The organism is Yersinia vastinensis (assembly GCF_902726565.1).
GTDB lineage: Bacteria > Pseudomonadota > Gammaproteobacteria > Enterobacterales > Enterobacteriaceae > Yersinia > Yersinia vastinensis.
Genome location: NZ_CACVAF010000004.1, coordinates 342919 through 365960, shown reverse-complemented (window position 1 = coordinate 365960; position 23042 = coordinate 342919). Strand labels below are relative to the sequence as shown.

Below are 23042 nucleotides of genomic sequence, written 5' to 3'. Positions count from 1 at the left end.
TTATTTTGATTATTTAACTGATTTAAATGAATAGTTATTTTTAAGACATATCCAACTAAAATTTAATTGTAAATATGGCTATATTAATGTCATTTTTATTTAACGATCTTTTATTCTTCGACTTAAGAGTGCCAACAGAACAATATTCTATCATACCTAGATATGATTACATTGATAGGATAAAGTATCGAATTTGTCATTATTGCGATCATAAAAACCAAAAAAATCATTTTTTATGTATAATCAGCACGTTTTCTATAAAAAATAGTCAAAAAAATCAAATACGTGATGTTTAAAAGATGAGTTTTATTAAAAACATCATTCTTATGTTTGAGTGCATGTAACTTATTTTGATTATTATGTGCCCGTAAGCCGTTATAGTGAGTCACTGGTGTAAATAATGAATATAAAATATCTTATTCTATAATCTTATATGGTTATGAGAATATTCTTATTTAAATCGATTTTTAACCGATTGATTTTTATTGTAAATAAATTCATTTCTTCGTATTTGTAGGATTCGTCCTACTCATGTGGTTCTCTGCTCCTATATATCTATATGGCATAGCGAGTTTAATATCCCTATTAATGAGCCAATGTCAGAGTTAAACCATTTTCTAGTGGGCGTTTACCAACTCAATTATTTTTTTAGTTGAGTATGACTCTTGCTCGTTAATTATGACCAATAACATATAGAGAAAATTGAGAATTTTATGAATCGAGTATTTAAAGTCATTTGGAATAGTGCACTAGGTCGCTATGATGTGGCGTCAGAGTTTTCCAAATCCGGTAAAAAAACCAAGTCATATTGTTCAGGTGTGATTGGTACAACCTTAAGTTTAAGAGCGCCCGCTCGTCTGAGCCAGATGGCCATCGCCTTGATGTTCACATTCGGGGCCAGCTCTTCTTTTGCGGCAGATATTACTGTTCCGGTATTTACGCCTGAAGTTGATTTTGAACAATCCTTCACAGGCGCGGGGAATACTTTATCGGGGAGTTTTAGTAACATTGCCCGAGGTGATGCCGGTTTTAAAAATAGTAAGCTAGGGGATATTCCAGCGGGGAATTTCCTCTATGGTGCAGAGAATCTGATCAGTAAAAATATTTTCAATTTAGGTGACATGGTGACTGAAACTTTCCTTGATCCTAAAGGAACGGGTGCATTAATTACTATTAATGTGTACAGCAGCACGGCGATGTCGATTAAACCACTTGCCGATTTTGCGGTACCCGTATCCTATGCTGTCGGTGAAAATGGTCAGTATGTGAATCGTAATTTATTCCATGTGCAGGATAGCAGTGACCTGACAGTGAATGTTGGTAGTACCGCATCTGGTTGGGTTAATGATGGTACGAATTATTTTAGCGCCATTCTGAAAGGTGGCTTAAAAAGTGAGGCGGCAGCAACCACGTCTTCTGGATTCTATGTCGATTCAGATAACGCATCATCTCAGAATACTGTACTCAATTATAATGCCAAAACAGTTGTCAATCTGGGTAATAACAGCAATAACATACGTGACAGAAGCACCTCAGTTGCCAATGCGGTACTTGATGACTTTACCGGCGCTTTCACCAGTCCTTATTTAGGTGCCCAAAATGTTCAAAATTTTGCTGATTTTCAAAAATACAACAATGATTTGATCGCAGGTATTAAAAGTGGTGCGATTGTTCTCGACAGTAAAGGTTATCAGGCCGAGCTGGCACGCGCCTATTTTACTAACGACTCTAATACCTCACCAAAAGTTACCCCGATCTATCTCGATATGGGGATTGATGCCAATGATGCTGTAAATCATATTATCGACTCTTCCCGCGTTGCCTTTATTCATGGTGATGGTCAGCATGCCATTGTGAATATTGGCACTGATGCCAACATTCAAGCTTTTAACACCGATATTTCGGTTGTGCGTCTACAAGACGGTGCAACATTGAATAACGCAGGGATATTAGGTTCGGCTGCGGGAACGGTTCGTGGCACCAATATTATTTTAGCAACAGACAGTACGGTAATTAACGAAGCAACAGGGGTTCTGGATGCCGGGACTAACCCTGATATGCTGGATTTTAAACCTATACCGTCTGCCACATTACCACTGAATGTCGCCAGTGGGAGTCATACCGCGATTTTAGCGAATGGCACCTCTTCAGTGACTAACAATGGCGTGATTAATACTGCTTCACGTGGCACCAGTGTTTATACCCGCGCAGCTATTATTGACGGCAACTCCACATTGGTTAATAACGGGGCAATAAACATTGCCGCAACTGTTGATACATCCCCTGCAGCAGGATATCTGAACGAAGGGGTGAGTGTTCAGAAAGGCTCTACCTTTGAGAATAATGGCACCGTCTATGTGGGCCGCCAAGCCCAGCGCTCATTAACCGATGTGGTCACTGATCTGGCAATAAAAACAGAGTCTTATGCCGTTAAACTCATTCAAGATACTGTTAATTTGAGCAATATCGCCACTTTTATCAATAATGTGGGCGGTAAAATTGTCATTGGCAGCAAAACTGAAAACTCCACCGCAATTATTGCACAAGGTGTCAGAACCGCCGTTAGTCAGAACGGTACGATTGAGTTGAATGGTGCGGGTGCAACGCCGGGGCAAAATGCAGCACAAAATGTCGGTATTTCTTCCAGCCAGAACGCCACCAATGTTGTCAATAATGGCGATATTATTATCAATGGTATCAATACTGTTGGCATGAAAGTATTGGCAGGCAGCGCCGCGACTAACGCGGGTAACATTTATGTCAATAAAGGACTTGATGCTGCCACCAATCTGGCCAACTACGGTATTCAAGCGGTGGGGACGGGGGCTGCGGCTAACCTTTCCGGTCAGGTGAATCTTACGGGCGACGGCGCTATTGGGGTGGTTGCTGAAGATAAGGGCACTATTAATGTCACCGGTAATGGTCAGGTTGAGTTTGTTTCAGGTAAGAAACAAGTGGGATATCTGATTTATGGTGCAGGTGCCAGTGTCAATAACACCGCAGTGGGTGCTGAGACGGTGTCAACTGAAGGCTCTACTTTGTATCGTGTTGATAAAGGAGCCAGTTTTGCTGGAACCACTGCCTCAACCATGAGTGCAACCGGTCAGAATTCATCGTTGATTCAGGTCACGGGAGTGGGCAGTAGCTTCAGCTCTGGTGCACTAGATATGGTGCTCTCGGGTGAAGGTGCCACCGGGGTGAAAGTTGAAGGTGGGGCGACCGGTACGATCACCGCTGATGCTAGCCTGACCCTCAGCGGTAATGGGGCCACTGCCGGTATTGTTGACGGTAATTACTACGGTTTGGATGGTATCGCGACCGGGACTACTGGCCAGTCTGTCTTAACCAGCTCTGCGGTATTGACGACGGGTAATACCGCTTCTGGCGCCTATGGTTATATTGCCCGCAACGGTGGTGAGTTGATCCACAAAGGTTCTATCGACTTTACTCAATCTGGCAGCACGGGTGTGCTGGTGGATGGCGGGATCCTGACAAACCAGAATCTGATCTCAGTGAATGGTACTGCTGTAAATATTCAAGGCGCTAATTCGACAGTCAATAACTCGGGCATCGTGAACGCCACAGATGGTACTGCCGCTTTCCTGTTAGGCACTGGAGCGAGTTTGACCTTGTCCGGCAGTGGTGAAACTAAAGCAGGCGGTACGGCCCATGGCGTATTGCTGGATACTGGCGCAACGGCACTGACCGTGGATGGTGCCACCATCACCATGACAGCCGGTGGTTCCGGTAATGCTATTGAGAACAAAGCCGAAATTTCAGGTATTCAGTTAAAAGACACCACGTTGACCGTGGGAAATGGCGCGGGTATTCGTACCGGTGCTTCAATGGCGGCCACTAACTCGGGCACCATCAATGTGAACGGCAGTGGTACCGGTATTTTGTTTGCCAATACCGGCGATACCATTACCGATAACACATTGGATATGTCCGACTCGGCTGACTTGGTGATTAACGTCAATTCCGCCGCGGGCAAAGGGATTGTGACTAATTCCAGTCAGAATCTGAAAACCGGTGCCAGCGTGAATGTCAATGATGCCGCAGGCGGTGCCGCTCTGATTGTGCAAGGCACCACCAGTGAGGTCGAGCAGTCTGGTAACTTGATATCACAGTCACTAACTAACTCGGTGGTGGATATCAACAACGGTTATGTCACCAGTTTCGTTAACAGTGGCGCGATCCACGCCAACAGTTCGGCACAACAAGCTGTTGTGACTAATACTGGCACCGGCATGGCTTTTACCAACCAGACGGGCGGCAGCATTATCGGCCAGGTCAATCTGTTGGCTGGCAATAATACTGTCACTTTGATGAAAGGCAGTGAAGGGACTGACTTCACCACCGGTAGCGGCGATGACCAATTTATTCTGAAAGATCTGACACTGGCTGATACTGGCGTGTTCAGTTCGCTGAATGGTGGCACAGGTAGCGACACCCTGACCTTTGATAACTCGGTGTATACGCTGAGTGATGTTGATACCATCCAAAATATGGATTACATCGACCTGATTAATAACTCCACACTGACATTGGACAATGTCTTGCTGGCACTGGGTAATGCTCAGGATGACAATGCCGATACGGGTTTTAACCTAGGTGATGGCAGCCTGCTGCAGATTAACAACCTGAATGCAGTGGACTTTAACAGCAAACTTAATGGCTTGGGTACAGTAGCAGTAAATACCGCAGGTAATGCATTCAACTTTACTACCAACGCGGCACAAAATGCCTTCAATGGTGTATTGGCATTAGGACACGCCACTTTTGAACTGGCGGCTGAAAATACCTCGGCACTGGTGAATGCAACCCTGAAAGCGGGAGCAGATAGCTTTACAACCGTGGGCGATGGTGTTCAGACTATCGGCGGGCTGGCCTTCGATGGCGGTACGGTGAAGTTTAACACCGGCACACCGGGTGAAACGGTAGCGAAAAGCACGATTCACACCACGAAGGAGATGAATTTACTCGGCACCGGTACGGTAGAAGTGAATATCGAGAGTGTTGATAACAGCCAGACTCCCGTTAATCCTACCTTGCCAATTATGGAACAAGATGATGCCAACACGCTATTGCAGCTAGCAACAAGTGATGTTGCGGTACAAGGTAATGGCGGCAATCTGGTGCTGCAAGACCAGTATGGCAATGTCATTACTGACGCCACCACGGCAGATATTGCCCAAAATGGCACCACGGTCGCTAGAGGAACTTATGATTATCGCCTGACCAGCGGTGTGGGTAACGATGGATTGTATGTCGGTTACGGTCTGACGCAAGTTGAGTTACTGGGAAGCGGCGCTGACGCATTGTCACTGTATGCCACCAATAAAACCGGCCCAGCAGCAGATTTGAGTGCCAAAATCACCGGCATGGGTGAGCTGGCCATTGATACCGGCGCAGGCAATACCGTAACACTGTCCAATCTGGACAACGACTACACCGGCGCAACTGAGGTTCGCAGTGGCACCCTGCAAATGTCGAATGACAATGTGCTGGGGAATACGTCACTGTTATCTCTGGCAGCCGATACCGCCTTTGATATGAACGGTCATAGCCAGACAGTAGGTGAATTGAACGGTACTGGCGGTTCATCATTGAACGTCAATGGCGGCAGTCTGACCCTGAGTCAAGGCGGTATTTCAGACGGTGAACTCACCGGTAAAGGCGCGTTGACGATCGCTGCCGATGTGCTGACGGTTAATGGGGCTAACACAGGCCTGAGCGCAGTAACGACCATTGCCAGTGGTGCGCAGGCGTTACTGAACAATGCCGCCGGTCTGGGTGATGGCAACATTATCAATGCCGGTCTATTAACATTGACCAGTGCGACAGGTCAGTTGGTGAATGCCATCAGTGATGCGGGCAGTGTGGTATTGCAGAATAATAGCGACATCATCGCCAGCGGTGATAACAGCCTGTTCAGCGGCCTGTTTGATATTAACAACGCTAGCCAGCTTACTGTTTCTCAGGCGGCGAACCTGGGCACGGCGTCCGTGACCAATAATGGTTCGCTGGTATTGAACTCAGATGCTGATTGGGCATTAGCAAATAGCGTTACTGGTAGCGGTAGTCTGACTAAGAATGGCACTGGCACGGTATCGTTAACACCGTCTGCGGCCTATACCGGCCAGACAGATATCAAGGCAGGCGGCCTGATCTTGGGCAGCAATGCAGATCCAATGACACTGGCTAGCCAGCAAGTGAATATTGCCAACGGTGCCTTTATGGGCGGCTTTGGCGGCGTAGCTGGTGCGATTGATAACCAAGGCGTATTGTTTGTCGGCAATCCGGTAGCACCAGTGACGTCAATACTGAGCCGTTTGGCACCTGCCAGCAACGTATTCACGGTGGGGACGGATTTAACCAACAGCGGCACGGTCTTTATTGGCAATAAAACCAGTAACGGTACTGGCACCACCGGTAATCAGTTAGTGGTAAATGGTCATTATATTGGTAACAACGGATTGCTGCATTTCAACACGGCGCTGGGTGATGACAACTCTGCAACGGACAGCATGATAGTCAACGGCAGCACCAGCGGAACCACTAATGTGAGTGTGGATAACGCAGGAGGGCTTGGCGCTAAAACGCTCAATGGTATTGAGTTGATTCAGGTCAACGGCCAGTCTGACGGTAATTTCGTGCAAAGTGGTCGTATTGTGGCTGGTGCGTATGATTACAGCCTGAAACGCGGTGTGGGACAGAATGCCAGCAACTGGTATCTAACCAGCTTAGGCAATGTGCCGGTTGATCCAGAAAACCCGGAAAATCCAGAAAATCCAGAGAGTCCGGTGAATCCTGGTGAAGAAATCAAACGCCCTGAGGCTGGAAGTTACACTGCTAACTTGGCCACGGCTAACAATATGTTCGTGACGCGACTGCATGATCGTTTAGGGGAAACTCAATATATTGATGCGCTGACTGGCGAGCAGAAAGTCACCAGTATGTGGTTACGAAATGAAGGTGGGCATAATCGTTCGCGTGATATGAGTGGCCAGTTGAAGACCCAAAGCAATCGGTACGTGATGCAATTGGGGGGCGATATTGCTCAGTGGAGCAATAATGATCTGGACCGTTTACATTTAGGCGTAATGGCGGGTTACGGTAACAGCAAGAGCAACACTCATTCGGCATCGGGTTATCAGTCTGATGGTTCAGTTGATGGTTACACTACCGGTGTGTATGGCACTTGGTATGCTAACAACGAAGACAAGTCAGGATTGTATGTAGACGGCTGGGCGCAATATAGCTGGTTCAACAATACGGTGAAAGGTGAGGGCCTGGCGACAGAAGAGTACAAATCGAAAGGGGTAACCGCCTCAGTAGAGAGTGGCTACACCTTCAAGATTGGCGAAAACAAGGCTAAGAATGAAACGTACTTTATCCAGCCGAAAGCGCAGATAACGTGGATGGGTGTGAAGGCAGACGAGCACCGTGAAGCCAATGGCACTCAGGTGAGTGGTCAGGGCGATGGTAATATCCAGACGCGTCTTGGGGTTCGTTCTTATATGAAAGGACACCATGCTAGCGACAATGGTAAAGACCGTGAATTCCAGCCGTTTGTTGAAGCCAATTGGATCCATAACACCAAAGACTTCGGTACAACGATGAACTCCGTTGAGATGAAACAGGCTGGAGCGAAGAATATTGGTGAGTTGAAACTGGGCGTTGAGGGGCAACTGAATAAACAACTCAATGTTTGGGGCAACGTAGGCCAACAATTGGGCGATAAAGGCTACAGCGATACTGCTGTCATGCTAGGGGTGAAATACAACTTCTAATCGTCATCTTCTCTTATAAATAACGGTGCTTCGGCACCGTTATTTATATTCTATCAAATTGATTAAACACCATTCTATATCGACCCAAAAATCGTGAAAAAGGAGTGACATAACGTCATGGGAGTCATTGTTGTTAGTGAGTGTAGCTTAACAAGATTATCTCTAAAGATTGTTGTTGAGGGAATAAAATTAATTCCTAATGAAAGTGATAATATTAATTTATACTCCTCTGCTGATAATGCTAGCCTCTATAATCCACTTCCCCCTCGCAGTGTTATTATTTTCGATGTTGACAATATTTCACCGACTAAAGTATTCAATACCATTGATAAGATAAGGATGTTCAACCCTCATGCCTTTATTATGATTTTTAGTCGAAAAGGTGAAAATACAGAGGATTTCATCTACTTGTCAGCGTTGTGTGATGGTGTCTTATGTAAAACAGCAGCTCTTGAACAAATAGCAGATATGCTTATGGGATTATTATTATCAAAAAAATCACCTAAGGAATCTGACCGATTTGTTTTTTACAGGAAAATAAAAAATCAACTAACCCACAGAGAAAATGAAGTTCTGGAGTGTCTCCTGTCAGGAATGACGAATAATGCAATTTCAGAAAAACTTGATATGAAAAGTAAAACCGCAAGTGCTCATAGACGTAATATATATAACAAGTTGGGAGTTAAAGTTATTAGTGGAATGCTTAAGGATTTATTGGCTAAAAACAATAAGTGAGTTTCAATCATAAAAATATATATTTCTTAAATACAATCAACCTTACCCAACCAAGATAATTCTTAAATTATTTAAACTTTTCTTGATATATTAGCGCGCCTTCTCATTTGATATATTTTGTTATTGATTTGCTGATGTTGTGTTCTATTTATTATGGCGATGACAATTAACGTTTCATTTTTTGCACTGCATCAATAAATTAGATTAAATTCATATTTTTTTTGCCTTAAATTTAATTAGGGTGATCAACTGATTTATATAAATAATATGAGATATAAAACCATTAATTCCTGAAAATACGATCTTTCCATCCATATCGAGATCTTCGAGTAGTATAATCATCTGGTCTATTGAGTTAATTCAGCTTATAGATCTGACATATCGCCATTTGACAGCATAAAAGATCGCGATGTAAGGTGTCCCTGCTACAAATGTTGGGTGACCCCTTAATTGAACGAATCTGACTGATATCACGGCAAAAGAGCAATGCGGGATGATATCAGTCTTAGGGGTATAATATCCAATAGAAGGTTGAATACTTATAAAGGATTAATGAGGGTATTTTATGAAAGCAGTGGCGATAGTAGTATTGATGGCAAGTGCAGTATTGGGAGGATGCAGCACACAAGCAAAGGTTGACTCCGAGAAACAGACAGCCGCCATTATTAAAAAGAGTACCAACGATCAGTGCGTCAATAATTTTTCCATGGTCAAAAAGCTTAACACCAATGAGTTCGGTGTATTTAGAGGGCAATTCGACCAAATCAACGATATGTATGCATTTTTAGAACAAAACCGAAACATTTTGGATAACGATCCGAAGCAACTCATTTCTCTGGAACTGGATTCAAAACTTAAAATGGTGTGTGCCAGAGTTAGAAATACTGCGTTCAATGAAGTACAAAACAAAGTGAACTATCTCTCGCGGATTTAGTTTTTATTGACTAAGACACAGTGACACTTGCTATATTTAGTTATTATAACAATCAGTGTGTTTATGTTTTCGCATTTTATACGATGTTCATTCTTACATTTAGTAAGCGTGGATGTTGTATTTTTTGATGATAAGATATTTTTAATGTAACTATTAGAATTAGAGCAGTTTAGTTCGCTAAATTGCTCATTTCTTTTCGTCATGCGTTTTGTTTCTTTATTAAAAATGAGTTTATTGGGTGGAATACACAATCACATCATATGTTGGTCAGTGATGGGGTTTGTATTTCTGTCAATAATAAAACGGCTCGTATCTGCGCGGTCACGGATATCGCCATTCAAAATCGGAACTTTGAATCCACTATGAACGGTTTCCATTCAAATAAATCACTTATGCGAGTGGTTGCAATTAATACATTATTAATGCAATTACTGTTGCCTATAACAATAGCTTTCACGCCGTTAATATCATTATCTGTTCGTGCAGATGAAATAGACGAGATAATGGCAAAGATGAGGTCCTCCGAAATACTGGTTGAACCTATGGCAGCGGCACCTAATACTTATTCTGAACAGCCAAATAATTATATTAAAGAACCGGTTGTTCCTTACCATTCTCAATCAAAGAATCCCTTCATAGAGAAAGAAGAAGCTACAAATTTACCGCAAGGTAGCACATTACCTGATTTAGGTTCTGATAATGCTCAGGAGTCAAATAGCTCTGGAGCGAATAAATTTAATCTTACTGAAGATACTGTTGCCAGCACCGCAACCCAATTTTGGGGCGTAATGGGAAGTGATAACTCAGCAAAAGCCGCAGAAAGTGCCGTGAGAGGGGTTTCCTCTGGTTTGGCAGCGCAGGCGGCCTCTGATTGGCTAAATCAATTTGGTCATGCGCGCGTACAACTTAATTCTACTGGCACGGGTAACGCCGATATATTACTGCCGCTGGTGGAATCTCAAGACAACCTGTTATTTGGTCAGTTAGGTGTGCGTTACGATGGTTATCGGACTACCAATAATGCGGGTATTGGGGTCCGCCAATTTACTGAAAACTGGATGTTCGGCGTTAACAGTTTTTATGACTATGACCTGACCGGAAAAAATAGCCGTTTAGGGGTAGGGGCTGAAGCCTGGACTGATAATCTCAAACTTTCTGCCAATGGCTATTTTCGTTTAACTGACTGGCATCAGTCAGTGCTGTCCGAAATGGAAGATTATAACGAACGCCCAGCCAATGGTTTTGACGTCAGGGCCATGGCCTATCTGCCTAGCTATCCTCAGCTAGGTGGCTCGTTGATGTATGAAAAATATTTCGGCAAAGGTGTCGCGCTGAATAGTGGTAAGACTAACCCAGATGATTTAGGTGATTCACCGTCCGCGGTAACATTGGGTGTTAATTATACGCCGATCCCGCTAGTTACCGTCGATGTGGCGCATAAGAAAGGCCAGAATACCACCAATGAGCTTCAGGTGGGTCTGAACTTTAATTATCGCTTCGGTGTGCCGTGGATTGATCAAATCAATAAAGACACGGTTGGCTTGATGCGCAGTCTGGCAGGTAGCCGTTATGATTTGGTTGATCGCAATTACAATATTGTCATGCAGTATGAGAAACAAAATCTTATCAATTTAACGCTGCCAGCATCGATTTCTGCTCATGCCTTAGAAAATGTCACTCTGACAGGTGTTGTGGCGTCGAAATATGGTGCTGAACGTGTTGAGTGGAGTGCACCGATATTGATTACCACTGGTGGTGCCTTGATGCCACTGGCGATGGAATCGGCCTCCGTTACACTGCCTGCTTATCAACATCTGCAAAACGTCAACAGCTACCAAGTCAGTGCCGTTGCCTATGATGTTCGTGGCAATAAATCGAATACAGCGACCACGAATATTATTGTGCAGGAATCTCCACATCAGATAGCGCTGAATGTTGTGGGTTCTAATACGAGCGCGACGGCTGACGGTGCTTCGCTAGTCACTTATCGGGCATTAGTGGTTGATACCGCCAATGGAGCCAACACACCGATGGCGGGCATGAACGTCATGTTTAATGCCACAGTTGGTGACGTTGTCACGCCAAGTGCGACCACTGATAATTTAGGAAGAGCGACAGTTTCAGTTAAGAGCACTCGAGCTGGTGCTGGGCAGGTTCATGCTGTGTTGGATAATGGCAACAGAGCACAAGCCGCAGTGGCGTTTCTTGCTGACGAAAGCACCGCCACCATCTTGGGTGAGAACCTGACCGTACTGAGCAACAATGCATTGGCCAATGGCGCGGCGACCAATAGCGTGATGGCTGTCATAACGGATGCTAATGGTAACCCTGTTCCCAATATGCTGGTGAATTTCAGTGCAGACAACAGCGCCACACTGTCACTTTCTAGCGGCACTACTGACACGAATGGGGCAATTACCGTGATGCTGACGAACGACACCACAGGTGCCGTCAATGTAACAGCCACACTCAATGGAACCAGCCGAAGTGTCGCGGTTAACTTTGTTCCAGACACTGGCACGGCGACAATTGTCGACGGTGCGCTGACTGTACAAAGTGATAATGCCCTCGCCAATGGCAATGCAAGTAACAGTGTTAAAGCTATTGTGACCGATGCTCACGGAAACCCCATTCCTAATATCGCCGTGGCTTTTACCGCCAGCAATGGTGCAAATATTGTGGCTAATGGAACAACGGGAGCCGACGGTTCAGTGACGCAATCACTGACCAATGTGACTGCGGGTGTAACGCGTGTAACTGCTTCAATTAATGGTATTAGCCGGACAGTGGATGTGACGTTTATCCCCGATAGTGGAACGGCCACACTTGCCAATGGTGCACTGACAGTTAGTCGCGACAATGCACTGGCTGATGGTAGTGCCACTAATGAGGTGAAAGCAGTAGTGACCGATGCCACAGGCAACCGGGTACCGAATCAGATCGTGACGTTCGGTGCAGATAACGGTGCGGTGATAGCCGCTAGTGGCACCACGGATGCCAATGGCGAAGTGATTTTGCAGCTAACCAACAGCACAGCCGGTATGGTGCATATTACCGCGACAGTCAATAGTCAGAGTCGAAGTGTGAATACCACCTTTATTCCTGACAGTGGCACGGCAACTATCGTGAGTGGTGCGCTGACGATTATCAGTGATAACGCGTTGGCGAATGGTGTTGCAACGAACACTGTAAAAGCTGTTGTCACCGATGCGTTCGGCAATCTCATACCGAATTTGGTGGTCACGTTTAGTGTAGGTAACAATGCATTAATCGCTACCAGTGGCACGACAGGTGCGGATGGTGCTGTCACGTTGCCATTGACCAATACTACCGCCGGGCTAAGTCATGTGACAGCGACAGTCAATGGGAACAGCCAGTCAGTGAGTGTGACATTTGTTCCTGATAGCGGAACCGCGACTATTCTCAGTGGAGCACTGACGGTTATCAGTGACAATGCACTGGCAAATGGCAGTGCGACCGACTCAGTAAAAGCGGTGGTGACCGATGCTACCGGTAATCTGGTCGTCAATCAGGTGGTGACTTTCAGTGCGAATAATGGCGCGGTAATCGCCGCCAATGGCACGACCGGTACAGATGGATCCGTGACCTTACCATTAACCAACACCACTGCCGGGATAACGCGTGTGACGGCGACGGTCAATGGCCATAGTCAGGCAGTGGAGGTGACCTTTATTCCGGATAGCAGCACAGCCACTCTTCTCGGTGGATCACTGACTATCACCCGCGACAATGCGATTGCTAACGGTATTGCGACCAACGCAGTGAAAGCTGTCGTCACGGATGCCAATGGTAATTTGGTGCCTAATCAAGTGGTGGCATTCAGCGCTAATCATGGTGGTGTGATTGCCGCCAGCGGAACTACCGATGCTGATGGTGCAGTGAACCTGCCGCTAACCAACACGACAACCGGACTGACACGTATAACGGCGACGGTCAATGGTCATAGCCAAACGGTGGACGTGACCTTTATTCCTGATGGTGGAACCGCCACCCTTACCAGTGGTTCACTAACCATCACCAGTGATAATGCGTTGGCAAATGGCAGTGCGACCAACGGGGTGAAAGCAGTCGTGACGGATTCAACAGGTAATCTGGTGCCTAATCAAGTGGTGACTTTCAGCGCTAATAACGGCGCAGTGATTGCCGCCAATGGCACGACGGGTGCTGATGGTGCGGTAACGTTACCGCTGACCAACACGGTGGCCGGAGTGACCCGTGTCACTGCGACAATAAATGGTAGTAGCCAAAGCGTGGATGTGACGTTTATCCCTGATGGTGGCACCGCGACCATTCTCAGTGGTGCACTGACTATCACCAGTGATAATGCGTTGGCCAATGGCAGTGCGACTAACTCGGTGAAGGCCATAGTGACAGATGCTACTGGCAATCGGGTACCCAATCAGGTGGTGACGTTCAGTGCGAGCAATGGTGCGGTGATTGCCGCCAACGCTACGACGGGCACCGACGGTTCGGTGACTTTATCACTGACTAACGCCACTTCTGGGGTGAGCCACGTGACGGCGACGGTTAATGGTTACAGCCAGACGGTGGATGTCACGTTTGTTCCAGACAGTAGTACAGCAACCATTACCAGCGGAGCACTTAGTATTGAGGTCGATGGTGCACTGGCTAATGGTGTCGCGACGAACAGTGTCAAAGCGGTAGTCACCGATGCGCAAGGCAACCGAATACCTAATCTGGCAGTAACATTCAGTGCCAATAACGGGGCGGTAATTGCGGCCAGTGCTACGACAGCCTCAGATGGTTCGGTGACTTTGCCTCTGACAAATACCACATCAGGAATAAGCCGAGTCACCGCCACAGTCAATGGCAACAGCCAAGCGGTGGATGTGACCTTCATTCCAGACAGCAGTACGGCAACGATTGTGAGTGGAGCGTTGACTATCGAAACTGATGGTGCGCTGGCTAATGGTTCTGCTACCAACAGTGTCAAAGCGGTAGTCAGCGATGCACAAGGCAATCGGGTACCGAACCTGCTAGTGAACTTCAGTGCCGATAATGGCGCAGTGATGACTGCCAGTGCTACGACAGGCCCAGACGGTTCGGTGACGTTACCGGTGAGCAGTACAACGGCTGGAGTGAGTCGAGTCACCGCGACGGTGAACGGTCATAGTCAAACAGTGGATATGACTTTTATTGCTGATGAAAGTACAGCCACCATTGTGGGCGGAGCACTGAGTGTTGAGGTTGATGGTGCGCTGGCAAATGGTTCTGCTACCAACAGTGTTAAAGCCGTGGTGACGGATGCCCATGGGAACCTGATACCTAATTTGCTGGTGAATTTCAGTGCCAATAATAGTGGTGTGATTGCGGCTAGCGGTACGACCGGCGCAGATGGCTCAGTGACGGTCACGTTGACCAATACTACCTCAGGGGTCAGCCGTGTTACTGCTACTGTGAATGGTAATAGCCAAAATGTAGATGTCACCTTTATTGCTGATGAAAGTACGGCAACTATTGTCGCTGGAGCACTGACGATTGAAGTTGATGGTGCGCTGGCTAATAGTGTCGCCACAAACAGTGTTAAAGCGGTGGTGACAGATGCTCAGGGTAACCGGGTGCCGAATCTGCTGGTGAATTTCAGTGCCGATAACAGTGGCGTGATTGCAGCCAGCGGTACGACCGACGCAGATGGCTCAGTGACATTGACCTTAACCAATACCAAATCAGGTATGACTAAAGTCACCGCGACGGTCAATGGTCATAGTCAAACGGTAGATACGACCTTCGTCTCTGATCCGAGCACGGCAAAGGTCAGTCTGGAATCTGTTATCGGCAATATGCCAGCGGATGGCACGGCACAAAATAGTGTTAAAGCCATTGTCACTGATGCATTTGACAATGTGGTCGCGAATCAATCAGTCAGTTTCAATGCCACTAATAGCGCAACGATCGCTGCCACCGGAACAAGCGATATAAATGGTGAAGTTATCGTGACACTCGTCAGTGTTAATCCAGGGGAGAGTACCGTGACGGCAACAATCAATGGTACCAGTGATACGGATGTTATGACGTTTGTGCCCGTGCCATTTAGCATGAAATTTGTTTTAACAATGTAAGGCGATAGTGAAATAAATAACGGTATAGAGGGTATGCCCATAATGTTAATACCCTCTATGCGCAGCTGAATAGTTAAAAAAGAAGGCAATAATATTTACCGCAATTTATGCCTACTTTGTCATTACCTTATTTTGGATATTTATTATGAAATTATTTAACTTAATCACATTCACATTGGCTTTTTCAGCACTGCCAAATATCGCACTTAGCCATTATGTTGTAGAAAATCCACAAACTAGTCTAAGTGAACTTACTTTTGATCTGACACATTATTATTTACCTAGCCACGAAACTACTCATCCTAATACCTGCAAAATGAAAACAGGCGCTGGGACTCAATCATTACAATCTTGCCGATTGGTTTATGTGTTTAATTTATTAACATCATCAGGTGCTGTTGGCGCAGAAATACAAAGAGGATATGTTGATCTTCAGGGTGACGGCAGCTATGACACAGAATTATCGAATGCCACCACTCATTATAATTCACTAAGGGTGGCAGAGGCCCATGGTGTCAATCTTAATCAGCACGTGTCAATCCCTTATGCTAATATTTCAACACTCGTTGGTAGTAATGGGCGTTTTAGAGTTACAACCTCTTCAGAGGGTTTTTCATGTCTTAATAATGCCAATTGTACATTGGCTACCGGTGGAACCGGTTATACAACCAGTACTATTGATTTGGGTGCCCAAAATCTTGATGTTGCCTGTGAGGCAAGTGCATCTGGGCCTCTCAGTATTGAGAATACTTTGAGTGGCGAACATATTTACTCGTATAACAGCAATGCAACACGGTTGTCGCAAAATATTGGCGAAATTAAGTTATCGGTTAATTGTGTTAACTGGTTATCAACGGCGAAAAGTAAAACATTAAACTTTTCTATTACACCCAATACAACGATAGCGACGGGTGGGAACACTCAAGTGACTTGTGGCGCTTATCGTGATGGTAATGCAGGGACCGCTGCCGGTTATTCATTCTCTCGTCCAATTAATGTCGCAGGATTTGATGGTATTTCAGAGCAGTATGATACCGACAGTATTTATTATGGACTTTATGTTACATCACCATCGACGTCAGCTGAAACTGTTCTTGACTTAAATTGTGCATTATCGGGGCAATACACTCTTAATTAGGACATATATTCGCTGGGCGATTTTATCATTAATGATAATTTCGCCTAAACACTCATAACTTCACGAGTAAGTCACGATGAATAAAATCATTTCAGCTCTGATTATTGACCAACATCCTTTAATAAGGCATGTCGTGAGGGGACTGATAGAGTGCAAAGGTGGAAAAGTTTATGAAACTGGCGAAGAGTTAGAATCGATAAAAATGGCCAGTATTTATAAGCCGAGTATCATTGTTGTCGATTTTGTTGGATATAAAAACATTCAACTTAATCTCATCCAAAAACTCATGCTAATGTCTCCTGAGTCAAAAGTGCTTATTTATACCTCACTAACCTCAATTTATTATTTGAAAAAATGTCTTGGAATAGGTGTTCGTGGATATGTATATAAGAAGGATGATGTTATTAATCTTGATGGTGCAATTGATGCAGTAATATCGGGGTATTGCTGCTTCCCTCAAGTCGATTTGCCCACGAATGCATAATGACTATATGCATTATTTCCCAAGGTCAATGGGAGTAAGGTCTTGCCCGATGAATAAATTAGTATCCTATTCACTCTATTTCTTCTGGTTTATCTGGCTGTTCTGTTTTTTTAGCCTGATTATCGTTGAGACATTTCCGGAGTTTATGAACTACGTACACTCTATTTATCTCGGCGCTATTGTCTCGGAAGAAACTTATGATTCTCTTATTGCATTCTCATTATGGTTATCGCTGTTCTCAGCCATGACCGCCATGTTTTTTATTAATTTATTTTTCAAAAAATTAAGAGAGTTTAGATAAATAACGTCCAACTTATGTTCGCTATCAAGGAAATTAACACTATGGAAGAGAAATTTGCCATCATTCAACATCCTTGTTCTTTTACTCGTTTCAGTTTGGAGCGTATTTTAAAAAAACTCTTAATGAGTGAATCCGTCAATGTTGCTGCCAGTGTCAGCTCCCTCACAGATTGCTATGATAACTTGGTGAAGTTTCCTACTGTTAATCTAGCCATTTTGAATCTACGTGGTGAGGACTATACATCGGGTGATAGCCTAAGCTTAGTGGTTGACTGGTTACGGATACATCGCCCAAATTGTCGCGTCATTATCATCGCAGATGAGTTTTGTGTTCATCTACTCAAGCAATATTTCTTTGGGGTTGAGCAGGTTTATGCTGTTATTGCGCAAAATGCCCTGATGAGTCAATTCGTTAGCCAATTAAATCGAGTATTTTCCAGCCCGCCAGCTCTGAATAAAAAACGGCCATGCATATTATCGCGGCGAGAACGAACTGTTCTGGCGTTATTGCTGCAAGGCAAATCGAACAATGATATTGCAGATCATTTGGAATTAAGTAATAAAACGGTTAGCTATCACAAACGCAGTGCTTTGGGTAAATTGGGTATCAACACATTACAACCTATGCTAATGAATGCCGGAATTGTTTCACAGTTCTTGAGCAATACACACTCTGGACCACAAAGTACAATGGTATGATTATAATGACGTCACATTCTCATGTATTGCACTCAGGAGTTAACTTTCCTGAGTCACGCAAACCAAATAGGAGAGTGTTAAGAAATTAATCTGCGGCATGTTTTTGGTGATAAAGAAAAGTAGCTGGTGTGGCTCAGACTATAAATTTTCTTCTCTAGTTTAACGGTTCCGGACATGGAAAAACATTTTCCCTGTCCGCTAGGAACAAATGCACGGCAGCATTAGTTTGTACAAGATTATTCGATCCATTCGATCCATTCGATCCATTCGATATTAACGATTTTGGTCAAATTGAGCTGTACAGTGGAATGGCTCAAAATCGTTATCTTTTAAAAGCCAATTATTTCTGATTCTCGTCTGTGGATACTTAGTGTGTCTGGCGAATTGGTCAGAAAAGGGCTGCCAAGAGTCTTGATGGCTGCGGTGCTGTTTAGGCATGCCATTGAGTTTGCTGACGACTCCCTCGTTTACTCTAAACAGGCTGTAAAGATTTATTAGAATCTTTCATGCTAGAATTCGTGTAATATACGTGACCCCTAAGCATCAGGTGTAGCAGTTGCTGTGGCGCCTTATTTGCGTGCTTTCTTTGAAAAGTTTTAAAATCCAATGAGTTGATGTGCGGTAAAAAAACATAACTTATTGATGAGACGATTATACACGACGCCTGTGAAGGCGACATTAGAGGTTGCTCAATGAGCGAGAAGTCAGAAGACCAGAAATTACCAAACTCAAAGCCACAAAGCCCTAAACCACAGGGCGATAAAGTTGTGGGCGAAAAATTACAGAAAATCTTGGCTCGCGCCGGTCATGGCTCGCGTCGAGAAATCGAAACCATTATTCAACAAGGCCGCGTTAGCGTTGATGGTAAAATATCAAAGCTGGGTGATCGGGTTGAAGTGACTCAGGCCACTAAAATTCGTCTAGACGGTCATCTTCTATCTATTAAAGAATCTGAAGAGGCAGTGTGCCGTGTTCTGGCGTATTACAAGCCTGAGGGTGAACTTTGTACCCGTAATGACCCTGAAGGTCGTCCAACCGTATTTGATCGTTTGCCTAAACTGCGCGGGTCTCGTTGGGTCGCGGTCGGGCGTTTAGACGTCAACACCTCCGGGTTATTGTTGTTCACCACCGATGGTGAACTGGCTAACCGTCTGATGCATCCAAGCCGCGAAGTTGAACGTGAATATGCCGTGCGGGTGTTTGGTCAGATTGATGACGAAAAAATCAAGCAGTTGAGCCGTGGCGTGCAATTGGAAGATGGTCCTGCGGCATTCCGCACCATTAAATTCCAAGGCGGAGAAGGGCTTAACCAGTGGTACAACGTCACCTTAACCGAAGGGCGCAACCGTGAAGTTCGCCGCTTATGGGAAGCTGTCGGTGTGCAAGTTAGTCGCCTGATTCGTGTACGTTATGGTGATATCAATCTGCCAAAAGGCTTGCCACGTGGCGGCTGGACAGAGCTAGATCTGAACGCCACTAACTATCTGCGTGAATTAGTGGAGCTGGATTCTGAAACTGTCAGTAAATTGCCAGTAGAGAAAGACCGACGTCGCGTGAAAGCGAACCAAATTCGCCGTGCGGTTAAGCGTCATACTGAAGTCGCTGGTCGTCAGGTTGCAGGTCGTCAAGGTTCTGCACGTAAAGGTTCTACTCGTCAGAATGCAGGTAATGCAACGCCAGCAGCAACGACTGGGCGTCGCGGATCGAACAAACGCGGGTAATCCACTAAGTGGGAAGATATTTTCTTCTTCCCACTTCTTCTTATGCCATCAGATAATTACCAATCAATACCTTGTTGCGCTTTAATGCCAGCATCAAAAGCATGTTTGACTGGGCGTAATTCGCTGACAGTATCCGCCATTTCCAACAGATCTCGATGGCAACCACGCCCCGTAATAATGACCGTTTGATGGGCAGGGCGCTGTTTTAGTGCATTAACAACCTCCTCTAGTGGCAGATAGTCATAGGCCACCATATACGTCAGCTCATCCAACACAACTAAGTCCAACGTCGGGTCTGCCAGCATACGCAATCCGTGTTGCCAAACCGCTTGGCAGGCCGCGGTATCGGTCTCTCTGTTCTGCGTATTCCAGGTAAAACCTGTCGCCATTACTTGGAACTCGACACCGTGTTGTTGCAGCAAATTTTTCTCACCGTTCGGCCATTCACCTTTAATAAATTGAATCACTCCCGCTTTCAGACCATGGCCAACTGCACGGGTTACTGTACCAAATGCAGCAGTGGTTTTACCTTTACCATTGCCGGTGAAAACAATCAAAATACCGCGAATTTCCTGTGCTGCGGCCACTCGTGATTCAACCTTTTCTTTTATTTTTTGTTGGCGCTGCTGGTGGCGTTCTTCAGACATAAACGTTCCTTTATTCGGCGGGGCCAGCTTTGCGGCCCGGTTGTGCATCGAAACTGATACCCGTCTTTCTTCGGCTATCGTCGCCCATCAGGTAAAGATATAGCGGCATAATATCAGCGGGTGTTTTTAGCTTATCGGCATTCTCGTCAGGGAAGGCATTTGCCCGCATTTGAGTCCGCGTTCCGCCGGGATTAATGCAATTAACTCGCAGATTACTGTGCTTATACTCTTCAGCCAGCACTTGCATCATGCCCTCAGTGGCAAATTTGGAGACGGCGTAAGCACCCCATTCGGCACGACCTTGACGTCCAACACTGGAGCTGGTGAAGACCAATGAAGCGCTGGGAGACTTAAGTAACAATGGTAGCAATGCTTGAGTTAGCATAAAAGTTGCATTGACATTCACTTGCATTACATCTTGCCAGACAGCAATGCTTTGCTCAGACATGGGAACTATTTCACCCAGTAAACCCGCATTGTGCAGCACTCCGTCTAAATGAGAAATTTGTGTGCTGAGGGTTTGGGCTAACTGCTGGCAATCCTGTTCGCTTGCATGCAGTAAGTCAAGCACCAGAACGATTGCAGACCTCCCGCCAGCCTCTGTAATCTGCTGTTTTACAGCGACGAGTTTACTCTCTGTACGACCGACGAGAATCAAACGAGCACCAAAACGTGCGTAAGTCAGCGCCGCTTCGCGACCAATACCATCACCTGCACCCGTGACTAAAATAGTCCGATTATCGAGCAGGTCACCTTTAGGTTGATAATGCATAATTATTCCTCTTGCTGGCGGCGAGTATTCTATTTTTCATGCCGCGATATCTCTTACATTCTTATATTTAAGCGAAACCAATGCAATTTTTCATTTGCGCAAGACGGCGGCCGATGGGTTCGCTAGAATGCAGGTATCTCTTTAATAGCAGATGAATAAAGGCGGTATTTGTGGAGTTATTTTCTCTGTACGGACTGTTTCTCGCTAAAGTGGTAACCATTGTGGTTGCGATTGGTGCGGTAGTACTACTGATTGTCAGCCAAGGAATGAGGAAACAAGGGCAACGAGGCGAACTCAATCTAGTTGACTTGGGTGAGCAATATAAGGAAATGCAGCGTGAGATGCGTTTAGCGCGCATGAGTCCCTCGGAGCAAAAAGTCTGGAGTAAAGAATTTAAAAAGCAGCAAAAATCCGATCAAAAACTGAAGAAACAGCGCGCGAAAGCCGGTGCGGTGGCAACAGGGAAACCCTGTTTATATGTCATTGATTTCAAAGGTAGCATTGATGCGCATGAAGTCACGTCATTGCGTGAAGAGATTTCTGCTGTGTTGGCGGTTGCCACTGCGCAAGATGAAGTATTGCTGAGACTCGAAAGCCCGGGGGGGGTTGTGCATGGCTACGGCCTTGCGGCTTCGCAATTGGAGCGTTTGCGTCATAAAGGTATACGTCTGACCGTCGCGGTGGATAAAGTGGCCGCGAGCGGGGGGTATATGATGGCTTGTGTTGCGGATCGCATTATTAGCGCGCCTTTTGCCATTATTGGTTCTATCGGGGTTGTCGCACAGATACCTAACTTCCACCGCTTATTGAAAAAGAACGACATTGATGTTGAGCTGCACACCGCTGGTGAGTTTAAGAGAACCCTAACGCTGTTTGGTGAAAATACTGAGCAAGGGCGCGAGAAATTTCGCGAAGATTTGAATGAAACTCATCTGCTATTTAAGCAGTTTGTTCAACAACAACGCCCCTCTTTAGATATTGATGCTGTTGCAACCGGTGAACATTGGTTTGGTACTCAAGCAAAAGAGAAAGGGTTGGTTGATGCGATTGGTACCAGTGATGATTTACTGATTGCTGAAATGGATAACCACGAAGTTATAGGTGTGCGTTATTCGCGTCGCAAACGTCTAATGGATCGTTTTACCGGGAGCGCCGCAGAAAGTGTCGACCGCCTATTATTGCGGTGGTGGCAGCGTGGGGAAAAACCCCTGCTCTAGTCGAATAGGATTTGAGTTTTACAAGACAATAACAGGGGGAAACCCCCTGTTATTGTTGGCTCAATAGCTAAACGAGAAAGTAATAAAAGAAGAATAATCAGAATTAATCAATTAAATGATATTTAGCAGACAACACGTGTGCCAGATGTTTGAACATATTAAATACTGCGGTTGTTTTTGCTGTGGGTAAACCATCTGAATCGAGGAAGAATTCACCACGAAATACTAAGACAGAACCTTTCTGCTCAACCTCTGTTGCTTCCATACCATGCAGATAATCTTCATGCTGGCGAATAATCTCATTAGCTTCTGCCAACAATTCATTACGCGTAATCGGTGCTGTGTTTCCGAGCATTATATTCCCTCACGACAATCATATTTGTTTTCAGAACCAAGTAAATTCTTTCACTATTGTACTGCGGGTTAGCATTTGTTCGCAAACCGACTAAGGTTTATTCGAGCTATTGATGGCTTTATCATCAATATTGGATAAATTAA

General features: G+C 45.3%; 12 protein-coding genes. 9 read left to right on the top strand and 3 right to left on the bottom strand.

The features are described 5' to 3' along the window. Positions 1-713 precede the first annotated feature (713 nt). The 8 genes from HUZ92_RS08445 (at position 714) to rluB (ending at position 19908) form a co-directional block, all read left to right on the top strand. Positions 714-7796 (top strand): autotransporter outer membrane beta-barrel domain-containing protein, encoded by a 7083-nt coding sequence (locus HUZ92_RS08445; RefSeq protein WP_145579974.1) that lies wholly within the window; start codon positions 714-716, stop codon positions 7794-7796. A 117-nt stretch (positions 7797-7913) separates the two neighbouring features. Beyond that, positions 7914-8531 carry a helix-turn-helix transcriptional regulator gene (locus tag HUZ92_RS08440; RefSeq protein ID WP_145579973.1) on the top strand — a complete coding sequence of 206 codons (618 nt, stop codon included), beginning with the start codon at positions 7914-7916 and terminating at the stop codon, positions 8529-8531. A gap of 565 nt (positions 8532-9096) precedes the next feature. Then, positions 9097-9465 carry a hypothetical protein gene (locus HUZ92_RS08435; protein ID WP_050101321.1) on the top strand — a complete coding sequence of 123 codons (369 nt, stop codon included), beginning with the start codon at positions 9097-9099 and terminating at the stop codon, positions 9463-9465. Between the two features lie 503 nt (positions 9466-9968). Further along, complete coding sequence (locus tag HUZ92_RS08430) at positions 9969-15566, top strand: Ig-like domain-containing protein (protein ID WP_174846811.1); 5598 nt, start codon at positions 9969-9971, stop codon at positions 15564-15566. A 145-nt stretch (positions 15567-15711) separates the two neighbouring features. Further along, on the top strand, positions 15712-16704 hold the full coding sequence (locus HUZ92_RS08425; protein WP_145579971.1) for a heme utilization protein: 993 nt from the start codon (positions 15712-15714) through the stop codon (positions 16702-16704). A 76-nt stretch (positions 16705-16780) separates the two neighbouring features. Further along, on the top strand, positions 16781-17188 hold the full coding sequence (locus HUZ92_RS08420) for a response regulator (RefSeq protein ID WP_072086744.1): 408 nt from the start codon (positions 16781-16783) through the stop codon (positions 17186-17188). Positions 17189-17530: 342 nt separating this feature from the next. Beyond that, entirely contained in the window at positions 17531-18187 is a 657-nt protein-coding gene (locus HUZ92_RS08415) for a helix-turn-helix transcriptional regulator (RefSeq protein ID WP_050101317.1), read from the top strand. Positions 18188-18879: 692 nt separating this feature from the next. Next, complete coding sequence (gene rluB, locus HUZ92_RS08410) at positions 18880-19908, top strand: 23S rRNA pseudouridine(2605) synthase RluB (RefSeq protein ID WP_050101316.1); 1029 nt, start codon at positions 18880-18882, stop codon at positions 19906-19908. A 56-nt stretch (positions 19909-19964) separates the two neighbouring features. Here the strand turns inward: rluB and cobO are convergent, their stop codons facing one another. Together cobO and HUZ92_RS08400 are read right to left on the bottom strand one after the other, a co-directional pair. After that, positions 19965-20555 carry a cob(I)yrinic acid a,c-diamide adenosyltransferase gene (gene cobO, locus HUZ92_RS08405; protein WP_050101315.1) on the bottom strand — a complete coding sequence of 197 codons (591 nt, stop codon included), beginning with the start codon at positions 20553-20555 and terminating at the stop codon, positions 19965-19967. Positions 20556-20565: 10 nt separating this feature from the next. Beyond that, a complete protein-coding gene (locus HUZ92_RS08400; RefSeq protein WP_050140605.1) occupies positions 20566-21327 on the bottom strand; it encodes a YciK family oxidoreductase in 762 nt (253 codons plus the stop codon). Between the two features lie 170 nt (positions 21328-21497). Between HUZ92_RS08400 and sohB the strand changes: the two genes are divergently transcribed. Beyond that, positions 21498-22544, top strand: a complete 1047-nt coding sequence (sohB, locus tag HUZ92_RS08395) for a protease SohB (RefSeq protein ID WP_050101313.1) — start codon at positions 21498-21500, stop codon at positions 22542-22544. A 103-nt stretch (positions 22545-22647) separates the two neighbouring features. On the opposite strand, the gene HUZ92_RS08390 is transcribed toward sohB, so the two are convergent. Continuing rightward, positions 22648-22899: a YciN family protein gene (locus tag HUZ92_RS08390; protein ID WP_050101312.1), complete on the bottom strand. Its 252-nt coding sequence runs from the start codon at positions 22897-22899 to the stop codon at positions 22648-22650. Positions 22900-23042 lie beyond the last annotated feature (143 nt).

Excerpts from the sequence above, each read along its gene's own strand:
- rluB (WP_050101316.1), top strand. The coding sequence starts at position 18,880 with ATGAGCGAGAAGTCAGAAGACCAGAAATTACCAAACTCAAAGCCACAA.
- HUZ92_RS08425 (WP_145579971.1), top strand. The coding sequence starts at position 15,712 with ATGAAATTATTTAACTTAATCACATTCACATTGGCTTTTTCAGCACTG.
- HUZ92_RS08390 (WP_050101312.1), bottom strand. The coding sequence starts at position 22,899 with ATGCTCGGAAACACAGCACCGATTACGCGTAATGAATTGTTGGCAGAA.
- HUZ92_RS08430 (WP_174846811.1), top strand. The coding sequence starts at position 9,969 with ATGGCAAAGATGAGGTCCTCCGAAATACTGGTTGAACCTATGGCAGCG.
- HUZ92_RS08440 (WP_145579973.1), top strand. The coding sequence starts at position 7,914 with ATGGGAGTCATTGTTGTTAGTGAGTGTAGCTTAACAAGATTATCTCTA.
- cobO (WP_050101315.1), bottom strand. The coding sequence starts at position 20,555 with ATGTCTGAAGAACGCCACCAGCAGCGCCAACAAAAAATAAAAGAAAAG.
- HUZ92_RS08415 (WP_050101317.1), top strand. The coding sequence starts at position 17,531 with ATGGAAGAGAAATTTGCCATCATTCAACATCCTTGTTCTTTTACTCGT.
- HUZ92_RS08420 (WP_072086744.1), top strand. The coding sequence starts at position 16,781 with ATGAATAAAATCATTTCAGCTCTGATTATTGACCAACATCCTTTAATA.
- HUZ92_RS08400 (WP_050140605.1), bottom strand. The coding sequence starts at position 21,327 with ATGCATTATCAACCTAAAGGTGACCTGCTCGATAATCGGACTATTTTA.
- HUZ92_RS08435 (WP_050101321.1), top strand. The coding sequence starts at position 9,097 with ATGAAAGCAGTGGCGATAGTAGTATTGATGGCAAGTGCAGTATTGGGA.
- HUZ92_RS08445 (WP_145579974.1), top strand. The coding sequence starts at position 714 with ATGAATCGAGTATTTAAAGTCATTTGGAATAGTGCACTAGGTCGCTAT.